The organism is Bauldia sp. (assembly GCF_020442045.1).
Taxonomy (GTDB): domain Bacteria; phylum Pseudomonadota; class Alphaproteobacteria; order Rhizobiales; family Kaistiaceae; genus Bauldia.
In genome coordinates this window covers 1-13586 of sequence record NZ_JAGRLA010000117.1, presented here as the reverse complement: position 1 = coordinate 13586, position 13586 = coordinate 1, and the positions used below count along the sequence as shown (strand labels likewise).

Annotated in this window: 11 protein-coding genes; 8 read left to right on the top strand and 3 right to left on the bottom strand. The window is 66.8% G+C overall.

What is annotated here, in order from left to right; genetic code table 11:
- The first annotated feature begins 192 nt into the window (after nucleotides 1–192).
- The 4 genes from KDJ86_RS13390 to KDJ86_RS13375 all read left to right on the top strand — a co-directional run bounded on the left by KDJ86_RS13390 (nucleotide 193) and on the right by KDJ86_RS13375 (nucleotide 4583).
- Nucleotides 193–1299 carry a pyridoxal phosphate-dependent aminotransferase gene (locus KDJ86_RS13390; RefSeq protein WP_291746678.1) on the top strand — a complete coding sequence of 369 codons (1107 nt, stop codon included), beginning with the start codon at nucleotides 193–195 and terminating at the stop codon, nucleotides 1297–1299.
- Between the two features lie 106 nt (nucleotides 1300–1405).
- A complete protein-coding gene (gene pgi, locus KDJ86_RS13385) occupies nucleotides 1406–3034 on the top strand; it encodes a glucose-6-phosphate isomerase (protein WP_291746637.1) in 1629 nt (542 codons plus the stop codon).
- Nucleotides 3035–3067: 33 nt separating this feature from the next.
- Nucleotides 3068–4225: an alpha-hydroxy acid oxidase gene (locus KDJ86_RS13380; RefSeq protein WP_291746634.1), complete on the top strand. Its 1158-nt coding sequence runs from the start codon at nucleotides 3068–3070 to the stop codon at nucleotides 4223–4225.
- A 70-nt stretch (nucleotides 4226–4295) separates the two neighbouring features.
- Nucleotides 4296–4583 (top strand): DUF1330 domain-containing protein, encoded by a 288-nt coding sequence (locus KDJ86_RS13375; RefSeq protein WP_291746632.1) that lies wholly within the window; start codon nucleotides 4296–4298, stop codon nucleotides 4581–4583.
- A 45-nt stretch (nucleotides 4584–4628) separates the two neighbouring features.
- On the opposite strand, the gene KDJ86_RS13370 is transcribed toward KDJ86_RS13375, so the two are convergent.
- Both KDJ86_RS13370 and KDJ86_RS13365 read right to left on the bottom strand, forming a co-directional pair.
- The gene (locus tag KDJ86_RS13370) at nucleotides 4629–5615 is read right to left on the bottom strand and encodes a ketopantoate reductase family protein (protein ID WP_291746630.1); all 987 of its coding nucleotides are present in this window, start codon (nucleotides 5613–5615) and stop codon (nucleotides 4629–4631) included.
- Nucleotides 5616–5623: 8 nt separating this feature from the next.
- Entirely contained in the window at nucleotides 5624–6310 is a 687-nt protein-coding gene (locus KDJ86_RS13365) for an RraA family protein (protein ID WP_291746626.1), read from the bottom strand.
- Between the two features lie 215 nt (nucleotides 6311–6525).
- Between KDJ86_RS13365 and KDJ86_RS13360 the strand changes: the two genes are divergently transcribed.
- The gene (locus tag KDJ86_RS13360; RefSeq protein WP_291746623.1) at nucleotides 6526–8838 is read left to right on the top strand and encodes a xanthine dehydrogenase family protein molybdopterin-binding subunit; all 2313 of its coding nucleotides are present in this window, start codon (nucleotides 6526–6528) and stop codon (nucleotides 8836–8838) included.
- A gap of 144 nt (nucleotides 8839–8982) precedes the next feature.
- A complete protein-coding gene (locus KDJ86_RS13355; RefSeq protein WP_291746622.1) occupies nucleotides 8983–9933 on the top strand; it encodes a DMT family transporter in 951 nt (316 codons plus the stop codon).
- A 101-nt stretch (nucleotides 9934–10034) separates the two neighbouring features.
- On the opposite strand, the gene KDJ86_RS13350 is transcribed toward KDJ86_RS13355, so the two are convergent.
- Complete coding sequence (locus KDJ86_RS13350) at nucleotides 10035–10886, bottom strand: fumarylacetoacetate hydrolase family protein (protein ID WP_291746619.1); 852 nt, start codon at nucleotides 10884–10886, stop codon at nucleotides 10035–10037.
- 339 nt (nucleotides 10887–11225) lie between these two features.
- On the opposite strand from KDJ86_RS13350, the gene KDJ86_RS13345 reads away from it, so the two are divergent.
- Together KDJ86_RS13345 and mgtE are read left to right on the top strand one after the other, a co-directional pair.
- Nucleotides 11226–11843, top strand: coding sequence for a LysE family translocator (locus tag KDJ86_RS13345; RefSeq protein WP_291746616.1), 618 nt, complete (start codon nucleotides 11226–11228; stop codon nucleotides 11841–11843).
- 135 nt (nucleotides 11844–11978) lie between these two features.
- Nucleotides 11979–13382, top strand: coding sequence for a magnesium transporter (gene mgtE, locus KDJ86_RS13340; RefSeq protein ID WP_291746613.1), 1404 nt, complete (start codon nucleotides 11979–11981; stop codon nucleotides 13380–13382).
- The last annotated feature ends 204 nt before the right edge of the window (nucleotides 13383–13586 follow it).

Sequence of the window (13586 nt, the reverse complement as noted above, 5' to 3'; positions counted from 1 at the left end):
TGGGACAGGGCATGAGCCGTCTCTGGTCCGTTCCGTTGACGTTCGGGCGAAGGCGGGGCGCCGGGCAGGCGTCTCAGCCCCGAATGGCCGGAAATTGGGGCGACAGAAAGACCCTTCGCGGGTAGGGAGATAGCGTTGAGCGCGCCGAAATTCCAGCCTTCGCGCCGGAGCGCAGTCGAGCCATTCCTGGCGATGGAAGTGCTGCAGGCGGCGGTCGATCGCGAGGCGGCGGGGCATCGCGTCGTGCATATGGAGGTCGGGCAGCCCGGCGCACCGGCGCCACGGCCGGTCCTCGAGGCGGCGCGGCGGGCGCTGGAGGACGGGCGGTTCGGCTACACGGAGGCGCTCGGCGCCAGGCGGCTGCGCGAACGGATCGCCCGGCACTACGGCGACAGCTACGGCATCGACGTGCCCCATACGCGGATCGCGGTGACCACCGGCTCCTCCGCCGGCTTCAACCTTGCCTTCCTGGCGGCCTTCGATGTCGGCGACCGCATCGGGCTTGCCATGCCGGGCTATCCCGCCTATCGCAACCTGCTCGGTGCGCTGGGGCTGGAGGTCGCCAATATCGGGACCAGCGCCGAGAGCGGCTATGTGGTGACGCCGGAGATGCTGATCGCGGCGCATGGGGAAAGCCCGCTCAAGGGGCTGCTGATCGCGAGCCCCGCCAATCCGACCGGCACGGTGATGCAGCCGGAGGCGCTCGGGGCGCTGATCGAGACCGCGGAAGACCTCGGCATCCGCTTCATCTCCGACGAGATCTATCACGGGCTGGTCTACCAGGGCAGGGCCGAGACGGCGCTGAAATACTCGCCGCATGCGATCGTCATCAATTCCTTCTCGAAATATTATTGCATGACGGGATGGCGGATCGGCTGGATGGTGCTGCCCGAGGAGCTGGTCCGGCCGATCGAGCGCATCGCGCAGAATCTCTACATCTCCGCGCCGGATATCTCGCAGCGCGCCGCGATCGCCGCCTTCGACGCGACGGAGGAGCTGGAAACGGTCAAGGCGGGCTATGCGGCGAGCCGCAACCTGCTCCTCGACCGGCTGCCGGCGATCGGCTTCGGCGACTTCTATCCGGTTGACGGCGCCTTCTATGTCTATGTGTCGGTCCGGGGCTTCTCCAACGATTCCGTCGATTTCACCCGGCGGATGCTCACCGATGCCGGGGTCGCGGCGACGCCGGGTCCCGATTTCGACACCGAGCGGGGCCATGCCTGGATGCGCCTCTCCTTCGCCGGCACCGAGGCCGACATGTGCGAGGCGGTGGAGCGGCTGGGAAACTGGCTCGCCTGAGTTGCGTCCGGGCCGCATCGATGATGCGATCCGCCGCGCCATGTGGTAGGTCCTTCTGGTCAGCAGTCATCAGCCGTGCCGGGGAGGGACTTCCGTGAATTCCGCAATGATTCAGGCGTTCGCAGCGCTCGACGCGCATCGTTCGGTCGTCGCCAAGACCCCGATGAGGGACAAGTTCGCGGCCGACCCGGAGCGTTTCGACAAGTTCTCGGTCTCCTTCCGCGACCTGCTCCTCGACTATTCGAAGAACCAGATCGACGATGCGACGATGCCGCTGCTTTTCGCGCTCGGCGAGGCCGCCGAGGTCGAGAAGCACCGGACGGCGATGTTCGCGGGCGAGGCGATCAACCGAACCGAAAACCGGTCGGTCCTCCACGTGGCCCTGCGGTCGCTTCCCGACGAGGTCTACCGGTCGGAAGGGGTCAATGTCGTCCCCGAAGTGCATGCCGTGCTCAACCGCATGGCCGCCTTCGCCGACGGCGTCCGCTCGGGCTCGATCCGCGGCGCCGGTGGCCAGTTCACCGACGTGGTCAATATCGGCATCGGCGGGTCCGATCTCGGACCGGAGATGGCGACCCGGGCGCTGTCGCCCTATCACGACGGCCCCCGAACCCACTTCGTCTCCAACGTCGACGGGGCCGATATCCGCGACGTGCTGGCCGGGCTCGATCCCGACCGCACGCTCTTCCTCGTCGCCTCGAAGACCTTCACCACGGTCGAGACCATGACCAATGCCGCGACGGCGCGGGCGTGGATCGTGGAACGGGTCGGGGAGGAGCATGTCGGCGCCCATTTCGCGGCGATGTCGACCGCCACCGAAAAGGTCAAGGCCTTCGGTATCGGCGAGGACCGGATGTTCGAATTCTGGGACTGGGTCGGCGGACGCTATTCGATCTGGTCGGCGATCGGCCTGTCGCTGATGATCGCCATCGGGCCGTCCGGCTTCAGCAGCTTTCTCGCCGGCGGCCGGGCGATCGACGATCACTTCCGCACCGAGCCGCTGGCCCGCAACCTGCCGGCGATCCTGGCGCTGATCGGCGTCTGGAACCGCAATATCCTGGGCTTTCCGGCGCTCGGCATCCTGCCCTATGAGCAGCGGCTGGAGCGGTTGCCGGCCTATTTCCAGCAGCTCGACATGGAGTCGAACGGCAAGCGGGTGAAGGTGATCGGCGGCGCGACGGTGATGGGGCATACCGGGCCGCTGGTCTTCGGCGAGCCCGGCACCAACGGTCAGCATGCCTTCTACCAGCTTATCCACCAGGGCACGGACATCATCCCGTGCGACTTCATGGTCGGCGCCTATTCCGATTCGCATGAAGACTACACGCACCACGCCCTGCTGCTCTCGAACTGCTTCGCCCAGACCGAGGCGCTGATGCGCGGCCGGACCATCGCCGAGGCGCGCGAGGAGATGAAGGGCGAAGGCATGGCGGCGGCAGATGTCGAGCGGCTGGCGCCGCACAAGGTCTTCCCCGGCAACCGGCCGACCAACACGCTTCTCTACAAGCGGCTCGACCCGGAGACGCTCGGCATGATCATCGCCCTCTACGAGCACAAGATCTTCGTCCAGGGCGTGATCTGGGGGATCAACTCCTTCGACCAGTGGGGCGTCGAACTCGGCAAGGCGCTTGCCAAGACGCTGCTGCCTATGGTCGAGGGCAAGGAGTCGACCGAGGGCAAGGATTCCTCGACCGCCGGACTGATCGCCGCCGCCCGGCTGCTGCGGGGCGCATAACCGGCCAGCCGGGGACAGGGGGGGAACGAGATCATGACGCCGGAGAGCCTGCGGCGCATCAACAGCGTCGCGCAGATGCGCGCGAAGGCGCGGCAAATTCTGCCGACCGCGGTCTTCGACCTCGCCGACGGGGCGGCCGAGGACGAGTGGACGCTCAGGCGGAACGAATCCGCCTTCGACGATATCCAGCTCCTGCCGCGGCCGCTCGACGGCGCGGCGACGCGCGACCTCTCGGTGACGCTGTTCGGCCACACATTCTCGATGCCCCTGATGATCGGACCGACCGGCCTCTCCGGCCTCTTCTGGCCGCAGGGCGAGCAGTGCGCGGCGCGAGCGGCGGCGGCGGCCGGTACCGGCTTCGTCCTCAGCCACGGCTCGGTCTGCACCATCGAGGACCTTGCCGTCACCGGCGCTTCGCCGCGTTTCATGCAGGTCTTCATCTACAAGGATCGCGGGTTCACCCGTGAACTGGCCGAACGGGCGGCGGCGGCCGGCTATGACGGGCTGGTGCTGACCATCGACAACCAGCTCGGCGGCAACCGCGAGCGCGACATCAAGAACGGCTTCGTCTTTCCGCCGCGCATGGGGCCGGTGGAGATCGGCGGCATGGCGGTCAAGCCCGGCTGGCTGTGGCGGATGCGGCAGGAGCTGTCGAAGATCGGCTTCGGCAACTACGTCCGGGAAGGCGAGAAGATCGACCTCGAGACCATGCGGATGATCGACATGCTCGATCCCGGCATGACCTGGAAGGATGTCGACGACCTCCGCAAGGTCTGGAAGGGGCCGCTGATCCTCAAGGGGGTGATGCACCCCGACGAGGGCCGGCGCGCGCCCGATCACGGCGTCGACGGCGTCATCGTCTCCAACCATGGCGGACGCCAGCTCGACGGCGCGGCGTCGAGCATCGAGGCGCTGCCCGGCGTCGTCTCGGCGATCGGGGGGAAGATCCCGGTGCTCGTCGACGGCGGCATACGGCGCGGCGTCGACGCCGTTCGCGCCCTGACCCTCGGGGCCTCGGCCTGCCTGATCGGGCGGCCGCAGCTCTTCGCACTCGCGGTGGCGGGCGAGGAAGGCGTTGCCCGGGTGCTGGACATTTACCGCAGCGAGATCGACCGGGTGATGGCCTTCTGCGGCGCCAAGTCGATAGCCGGCCTCGGACCGGAGCTGTTGCTCAGGGAGCCGTGGCGCTGAGCCAGGGTCAGAACCCTGGCCGACGACCCACCCGAAATATCGTTCGTTATGTTTCGTCCTGGAGGAACTTGTGAGCGCATACCTGATCTATGACGTCGACATCCATGACCCGGGCCCCTATGGCAAGTTCATGGAGCAGGTGAAGCCACTCGTTGGGTCCTTCGGTGGCAGATATCTGGCCCGGGGCGGCCCTCACGAAGTTCTCGAAGGAACGTGGGAGCCGACCAGAATCGTCCTGTTTGAATTTCCCGACATGGACACGGCTCGTAGGCTGTTTGACAGCGACGAATACGCGCCGTTGAAACAACTGCGCCAGAGCTGTTCGACCGGCAGCGTTGTGATCGTTCAGGGGCTCTGACCTGCCTGAAGGCCAGGCGGTGCGTGTCCGGTTGGCGTCCAGTCTTCAGGCCGGGCGCGGGGTCGCGCGTGCCTCGGCTTCGAGCGCCGCTTCGTCCAACTCGGGGGTCTCGGCGCGAAGTACGGCGCGGGCTTCCAGGGCCCTGATGGTCAGCACCACTGCTTCGTTTTTCGGGCAGGCGATCCCGACAGCCGCCGCCTCGCCGAGCAGCGCCCCGTTCAGCGCGCCGATCTCGGTGCGGCGTCCGCCCTCGACATGCTGGAGCATGGACGGCCGGTTGTAGCGCTCCCAGGCGTGATCGAGGATCTCGGCGCGGGCGTCGGGCGAGGGCAGCTGGATGCCCTTCGCATCGACCACCGCGAGGATCTCGTCGAGCAGCCCTTCGAGCAAGCGCCGGGCGGGATCGACACGGATGATCTCGCCCGGCCGGAGGCGCGTCACCGCGCAGACCGGATTGATCGCGGCATTGAGGACGAACTTCATCCAGATGTGGCCGATGACATTGTCGCTGACCTCGATCGGCAGGCCGCATTCGCGGAAGAGACCGGCGATCGCCGCGACGCGGTCCGTGCGGCTTCCGTCGAGCTCCCCGATGGTCGTCTCGCCAATGTTGGAATGGAGCACCTTGCCGGGCTCCTGCCTGGCGGCGCTGTTATAGGTGCAGCCGGCGACGACCCGCTCCTTGCCGAAGGCGGCGACCAGCTTCTCGATGTTGCCGATGCCGTTCTGCAGCGTGAGGATGAAGGCATCCGGCGCAAGCACCGGGGCGATCGCCACGGCAACGGCCTCGGTCGCGTTGGCATCGACCATGATCACCGCGCAATCGACCGGGCCGACCTCGACGGGCGAGGTGGTGGCGGCGAGCCGGGAGATGGCCTCTCCGTCGGGATCGGTGACAACGAGGCCGTTCGCCGAGATCGCGGCGATATGATCGGCGTCGATGTCATAGAGCACGACCTCGGCGCCGGTCCGGGCAAAGCGTGCGCCGAACATCGCCCCCATGGCGCCGGCGCCGATCATCGCGATGCGCATCTGGCGGCTCAGTCGATCTCGTTGAACAGGCCGGCGTCGATCCGGCTCTGGATGAAATCGGGCATCTTGAGCCCGGCCTTCACCTTCGCCTCGAGATCGGCCTCGGCGGCCTTGACCTTGGCGAGGCGCTCGATGATCTCGTCGATCCGTCCGAAAGGCACGATGACCACGCCGTCCTCGTCGCCGAGGACGATGTCGCCGGGGCCGACCATGGTTCCGCCGACCATCACCGGCAGGCCGACGGTTCCCGGACCGTTGCGGGCCGGCGAATTGGGCGTGACGCCGGCGGCGTAGCAGGGCAGCCCGACGCCACGGATGCCGACCACGTCGCGGACGAAGCCATCGGTGACGAAGGCCGCGCAGCCGCTGTTCTTCATCATGCCGAGCAGCAGGTCGCCGATCACCGCGACACCGGTAAAGCCGCCGGTCGCCGAGACGATGACATCGCCCGGCTGGGAGACGGCGAGGGCGCCGAAGGTGGCGAGGTTGTCGGCCGGGCCGTCGGCGGCCGGGACGGCGACGCCGCAGAAGGGATTCACGCCGCCGATCGACTTGATTCGCCCATCCAGCGCGCCGCTGCCCTGCATGGCATCGACGGCGTGGCCGGTCTGCACGCCGGTGAAGGCGGCGACCTGTTCCTTTGTCGGACGGGGAAAATTGCGGCGAAGGGTGAGCAGCGGCGGATCGGTGATCATCTCTGGAATTGCCTTTTCGGAATGTCCGGGTGAATACCCGGCGGCACCCTATCAAAACCTGTGGTTTGTCGCGAATAATCGGACAACGCGACGCGATCACCGTGGTTGCCTTTCACGTCGCGATCTGGTCGGATACCGGTTCGGTCGTCACGCGTTCCCGACGGCAGATTCCGCTCAACTGAAAGAAAAGAGGCGGCCCAAGGGCCGAGCCCCACATGAACAACGTTGCCCCGCCCAAATACGGCATGGGTGCCCGCGCCAAGCGCACCGAGGACAAGGCGCTGGTGACCGGAGCCGGTCATTTCACCGACGATTATGCGCCGGAAGGCATGCTCCACGCCTATGTGCTGCGCTCGTCGATGGCCCACGCGCGGATCAAGGTCGGCGATCTTTCCGCTGCCCGCGAGACGGCCGGGGTGCGGCTGGTGATGACCCATGAGGATCTCGCCGGCGTGAAGGGGCTGCCCTGCAAAGGCAAGATTCGCCAGGTCGACGGGACCCATCCGTGGATTCCCGAGCATCCGCTGCTGTGCGGCGACATGGTCCGGCAGGTCGGAGATCCGATCGCCTTCATCGTCGCCGACACGCTGGAACAGGCGAAGATGGCCTCGGAAACGATCGAGATCGACTATGATCCGCTGCCGGCCATCGCGGATTTGCGCGGGGCGCTCGCCGACGACGCGCCGCTGGTCTGGCCGGAGCACGGCACCAATGTCGCCTTCGCCTGCTCGCGCGGCGCCAAGGGTGCGACCGACGCCGCCATGCTGCGCGCCGCCCGGGTCTCCCGGATCGAGATCGTCAACAACCGCCTGGTCGCCAACTACATGGAGACGCGTGGCATCGTCGCCGAATACGACGCCGAGGCGGATCGCTATACGCTGACCATGGGCACCCAGGGCGGCCATGGCATGCGCGACCGTATCGCCAAGGATATCCTCGGCATTCCGGCCAGCAAGATCCGGGTGATCACCCCGGATGTCGGCGGCGGCTTCGGCACCAAGACATTCGTCTACCAGGAATACCCGCTGGCGACGATCGCCGCGAAGCGGGCCGGCAAGCCGGTGAAGTGGATCAGCGAGCGCAGCGAGCATTTCCTGGTCGACAGCCACGGCCGCGACAATTTCGCGGTCGCCGAGATGGCGATGGACGAGAACGGCAAATTCCTCGCCATGCGGGTCGATCTGCTGGCCGGCATGGGCGCCTACCTCTCCCAGTTCGGACCGTTCATCCCCGAGGGCGAGCTGACGATGCTGACCGGTGTCTATGACATCCCGCATCTCTACGCGCTGTGCCGCGGCATCTACACCAATACCGCGACCGTCGACGCCTATCGCGGCGCCGGCAGGCCGGAAGCCGCCTATCTCGTGGAGCGGCTGGTCGATCAGTGCGGCCGCGATACCGGCCTCGGCCCGGTCGAGATCCGGCGGCGGAACTTCATCAAGCCGGAGGCCTTCCCCTACGAGACGCAGGGCGGGCGGATCTATGACAGCGGCGAATTCGACGGCCATCTCGAACAGGCGCTGGATACCTCCGACTGGAAGGGCTTCGAGGACCGCGCCGCCGCTTCGAAGGCGGCCGGCAAGCTCCGTGGCTTCGGTATGGCCACCTATGTCGAGGCCTGCGCCTTCCCCGGCACCGAGGAGGCCACGGTGCGGCTCGAGGAAGACGGCACGGTGACCCTGCTGATCGGCACCCAGACCAATGGCCAGGGGCACGCCACCGCCTATTCGCAGTTCATCGTCGGCCAGCTCGGCATCGACTATGACAAGGTCAAGGTGGTCCAGGGCGATACCGACCAGGTGCCGAATGGCGAGGGGACCGGCGGGTCGCGCTCGATCCCGCTCGGGGCGGTGTCGGTGCATAATGCAGCGGTCAAGCTCGCCGAGCAGGTCAAGCGGCTGGCCTCGGACCAGCTCGAGGCGTCGGTCGAGGATCTCGAGCTCGCCGAGGGAATGGTCCGGGTCGCCGGCACCAACCGCGGCGTGACGCTTGCCGACGTCGCCAGGTCGGCCAAGGACCCGCAGGCGCTCACCGCCTTCGACGACGATTTCGAGCAACCCGAGCCGACCTATCCGAACGGCAGCCACATCGCCGAGGTCGAGATCGACCCCGAGACCGGTACGACCGAGATCGTCGGCTACTGGATCGTCGACGATTTCGGCGCGACGGTGAACCCGATGCTGCTGGAGGGTCAGGTCCATGGCGGCATCGTCCAGGGGATTGGCCAGGCGCTCTACGAGCATACCGTCTACGATGCCGACGGCCAGCTTCTCTCCGCATCCTTCCTCGACTATGCGATGCCGAGGGCCGACGGCGTGCCGAGCTTCAACTTCGAGACGCGGAACGTGCCGTCGAAGACCAACGCCTTCGGCATCAAGGGAGCCGGCGAGGCGGGCTCGATCGGCTCCTGTCCGGCGGTCATGAACGCGGTCGTCGACGCGCTCAACCGTGGCTGCGGCATCACCCATATCGACATGCCGGCGACGCCGGAGCGGGTATGGGCCGCGATCCAGGACGCCCAGGCCTAGCACGCAGCGCATGATGGCCTGACGGCGGCGCGCGCGTCAGGCCATCACGCCGCCGTCGCGGGGCCGGCGGTCTTTTGGTTGCACGGCCGATATCGATCGGGCTTGCGACTCCCGCCGGTCTGTGCTCCGCTCGCGCCAAATCCGATGGACCCACCAGAACATGCGCGCCCGCTCGTCGGGATAGCGCTCAAGGTCGCTTCAACACTGTCCTTCACGGCGATGGCCACGCTGATCAAGCTGGACAGCGCGCGTTATCCGATCGGCGAACTCGTCTGTTTCCGCAGCTTCTTCGCGCTGATCCCGGTGCTTGCCTGGGTGATGTGGCGCGGGCAGTTTCCCTCCGTCTTCCACACCCAGCGGATCGGCCGGCATTTCCTGCGCTCGGTCAGCGGCGCATCGACCATGTTCCTCGGCTTCACGGCCCTGTCGCTGCTGCCGATCGCCGATGCCACCGCAATCGGCTACGCGGCCCCGCTGATGACGGTGGTGCTGGCGGTGGTCTTCCTCGGCGAGAAGGTGCGCATCTACCGGTGGTCGGCGGTGATCGTCGGGTTGATCGGCGTGCTGGTGATCCTTTCCGACTATGTCGGGCCGGACGTCGAGGGCGGCGCCACGGAGCGCAGCGGGCTCGGCGCGATTGTCGCCGTCAGCGGTGCCTTCCTCGGGGCGGCCACCTCGACCCAGGTGCGGGTGATGGTGCGGACCGAAAGTGCCGCGACCATTGTCGTCTATTTTTCGCTCTTCACATCGCTCTTCGCGCTGGTCACCCTGCCGTTCGGGTGGGTGATGCCGGACCTCACCGGCTTCCTGTCGCTGGTCGCGGCGGGCATCTTCGGCGGCATGGGGCAGGTGCTGATGACCCAGAGCTTCCGCTATGGCGGCGCGTCGATGATCGCGCCGTTCGACTATACATCGATGATCTGGGCGCTGACGGTCAGCCTGGTGGTGTTCAACACCTGGCCCAGCCAGCGGATGCTGCTGGGCACCGCGATCGTCATCGGTGCCGGCCTCTTCGTCATCTTCCGCGAGCGCCGGCTGGGGATCGAACGGGCGCGGTCGAAGCGGGCGCAGACGCCGACCACGCCGCTCAACTGATCGGATCCGGCGCGCCGGCGGCGGGGACTGGGTCTCCGGCCCTCCGAAAGGTGGCGCCGGAGACCGGCGCCACCCTGTTGCCGAGCGGATCGTCCGCCCTGCTACTTCTTGTGCTTGACCACTTTCTGGGTCTGCTCGCCGAGCCCCTCGATGCCGAGATGGACGGTTTCGCCGCCCTTGAGGAAGCGCGGCTTCGGCTTCAGGCCCATGCCGACGCCGGGCGGGGTGCCGGTGGTGATGACGTCGCCGGCCTCGAGCAGCATGAACCGGCTGAGGTAGCTGACGAGATGGGCGACCCCGAAGATCATCGTCGAGGTGCTGCCGGTCTGCATGCGCCTGCCGTTGACGTCGAGGAACATGTCGAGGTTCTGGACGTCCTTGATCTCGTCGCGGGTGACGAGCCACGGCCCGAGCGGGCCGAAGGTCGGGCAGCCCTTGCCCTTGGTCCACTGGCCGCCGCGCTCGATCTGGTATTCGCGCTCCGACACGTCGTGGCAGACGGCGTAGCCGGCGACATGCGACATCGCCTTCTTCTCGTCGATATAGCTGCCGCCCTTGCCGATGATCACGGCGAGCTCGACTTCCCAGTCGGTCTTCTTGGAGCCCTTCGGCAGGACGACGGCGTCGTTCGGGCCGACGATGCAGCTCGGTGCCTTGTTGAAGACGATCGGCTCCTTCGGGATCGGCGAGTTGGTCTCCTTGGCGTGGTCGATGTAGTTCAGGCCGATCGCGATGAAATTGCGGACGCCGCCGACGCAGGGGCCGATGCGGGTGCGCGGCGAGACCTTGGGCAGGCTGTCGAGCTTCGCCTTCCTCACCTTGGCGATGGCGCCGGCGGCCAGCGTCGCGGGCGTGAAGTCGTCAACGATGCCCGACAGGTCGCGGATGACGCCATCCTTGTCGAGGATGCCTGGCTTCTCGCGGCCGCTGGGACCAAAGCGGAGCAGTTTCATGGCTTGTCTTTTCTCCCTGGGATGTCTCGATGCGGAAAGTCCTGACGGCCCTACGCCGCCAAACTGCGGCAGCTCGCGTCGAGACGCGACCTGCGGAGAGAGGTGAGGGGCGATGGCCGGCCGGCCACGGCGGTACGTCGAGCCGGTCGACCGAAGCGGTTCTGACAACGGACCACGCGGCCACCGGCCTCGTGATCCAGGATCGGAAGATGCAAGTTTGGCCCCTCGTTTCAGAGGGAACTACTCTTTTCGCGGCGCCGGCTCAAGATGTGGGGCGCGGATTTGCGGTCCGTGCCGTAGGCGCGTCTCTCCGAATGGCATTTGAAAAGGTCAATATTATTGACCTATAATGCCGATGTCATGAATGCCGAGACCCTTCTGCCCCTGCTCGGTTTCGTCGTCGCTTTCTCCGCGACGCCGGGTCCGAACAACCTGATGATGCTCGTCTCCGGCGCGAACTGGGGGCTGGCGCGGACCGTGCCGCATATCCTCGGCATCGCGCTCGGCTTTCCGCTGATGATCATCACGGCCGGGCTCGGCCTCGGGCGTGTCTTCGATGCCTACCCGTTGCTGCAGGAGGTCCTGAAGTATATCGCCTTCGCGTATCTGTTGTTCCTCGCCTGGCGGATTTCGCAGGCCGGGAAGCCCGATGTGACGACGGCGCGATCGCGGCCGCTGAACTTCTTCGAGGCGATGGCGTTCCAGTGGGTGAATCCCAAGGCATGGGCGCTGGTGCTCGGCGCGGCGACGCTGTTCACCACGCCGGGCGGCGATCCGATCGCCGAGATCGCCGTGATGGCGGCGATGTTCGGGCTCGTCTGCCTGCCGAATGGTGTCGTCTGGTGCCTGTTCGGAACGGCGATCGCCCGCTTCCTTTCCGATACCCGGCGGCGGCGCATCTTCAACGTGACGATGGCCGTGCTGCTCGTCGTTTCGGTGATCCCGACGCTTCTCTAGGGCACATTTCCGCGGTCGTCCGGTGGAATCCGGCATGCGCGCCCTCGACGGCGGCAAATCGGGATGCACATAACCAGAGGATAACGGATCGGCCGTAAGCTCGGTCGGCAGCCTAACCGTGGCAGGAGGCGAGCCATGAGCGAACCAGACGCGATCGATGTCATGGAGGGTGAATCCGGCCCGGTGCTGTTCGACCCGGACGAGCCGTGGATCTCCCTGCGCGAAGCGCTGGAGGCCGGCGCGCCGGACCGTCTCGTCGCGATCTTCGAGGAGCTGAGCCTCAGCGACGGCCTGCGCGCGTTGCTGCAGCTCGAGCCGGACGAGCGGACGAATGTCCTGACCGCGTTGCCGCCGGATCTCGCGGCGGAACTGATCACCGAAGCTCCGAACGAGCAGGCGGTCGACCTCGTCGGGCATCTCGATGCCGGCGACGCGGCCGAGATCATCGAGGAACTCGATTCCGACATCCAGGCCGACGTCGTCGGCGAGCTCGAGCAGCAGGACGCCGAGGCGATCCTCGCCGAGATGGAGCCGGAGGAAGCCGCCGAGGTCATGCGGCTGGTCGAATATGCCGACGACACCGCCGGCGGCCTGATGATCGGCGAGACCTTCTCGTTTCCGAGCACCGACACGGTCGGCGCGGTCATCCATCGGCTGACCAGCGAGGAGGAGGACTTCGAGCGCTACCGGGGCCAGCACCCCTATATCGTCGACGAGGACGGGCGGCTGATCGGCGTGGTGTCGCTGCGCAACCTCCTGACCGCCCGCCGGTCGACGGCGTTACCCGAGATCATGGCGGAGCCGCTCTCGGTGACGACCGAGACGAAGCTCGAGGAGATCCAGGACCTGCTCGACGAGCACGAGTTTCTCGGCCTGCCGGTGGTCGATGCCGAGGGAAGGCTGGTCGGTACCGTCTCGCGCTCGGCCGTCGCGGATGCGTTGCTGGAAAGGTCGGAAAGCGAGAGCCTGAAGCGGCAGGGCGTCTTCGGCGACGAGCTCCGCTCGATGCCGCTGCTTCTCAGGTCGCGCCGGCGCCTGGCCTGGCTCAGCGCCAACATCGTCCTCAACGTCATCGCGGCGAGCGTCATCTCCTTCTACGAGCAGACGCTGGCGGCGGTGATCGCCATCGCCATCTTCCTGCCGATGGTCTCCGACATGAGCGGCTGTTCGGGCAACCAGTCGGTGGCGGTGTCGCTGCGCGAACTGGCGCTCGGCCTGGCCAAGCCGGTCGACGTCTTCCGGGTCTGGGCGAAGGAGGTTTCGGTCGGCGTCATCAACGGCGTCGTGCTCGGCATCCTGATCGCGGTGGTCGCGTGGCTGTGGAAGGGGAATGCCTTCCTCGGCATCGTCATCGGGCTGGCGCTCGCCATCAATACGGTGATCGCGGTATCGATCGGCGGCGTCGTGCCGCTGCTTCTCAAGAAGCTCAACCAGGACCCGGCGGTCGCCTCGGGACCGCTGCTGACGACGATCACCGACGTCGCGGGCTTCTTCCTCGTCCTCAGCCTCGCGACGCTGATGATGCCGCTCCTGGTCTGAGCGCGGCGGCACCGCGTTCCCGCCCGGGGGTGTGTGTGGCGGAGTCGATGCAAGACGCCGACCAGGCGTGACGGCGACCGGGTCGTCAATATCGTCGCGCAGCGGTCAGCGATCCGTCACAGAACTGTCTTTCGAATCAGCTACATGCCGGGCAGGTCAGACAAGAAGCGGAGGGCGCGGCGATGCTTGCCCCATCGGCTCCCC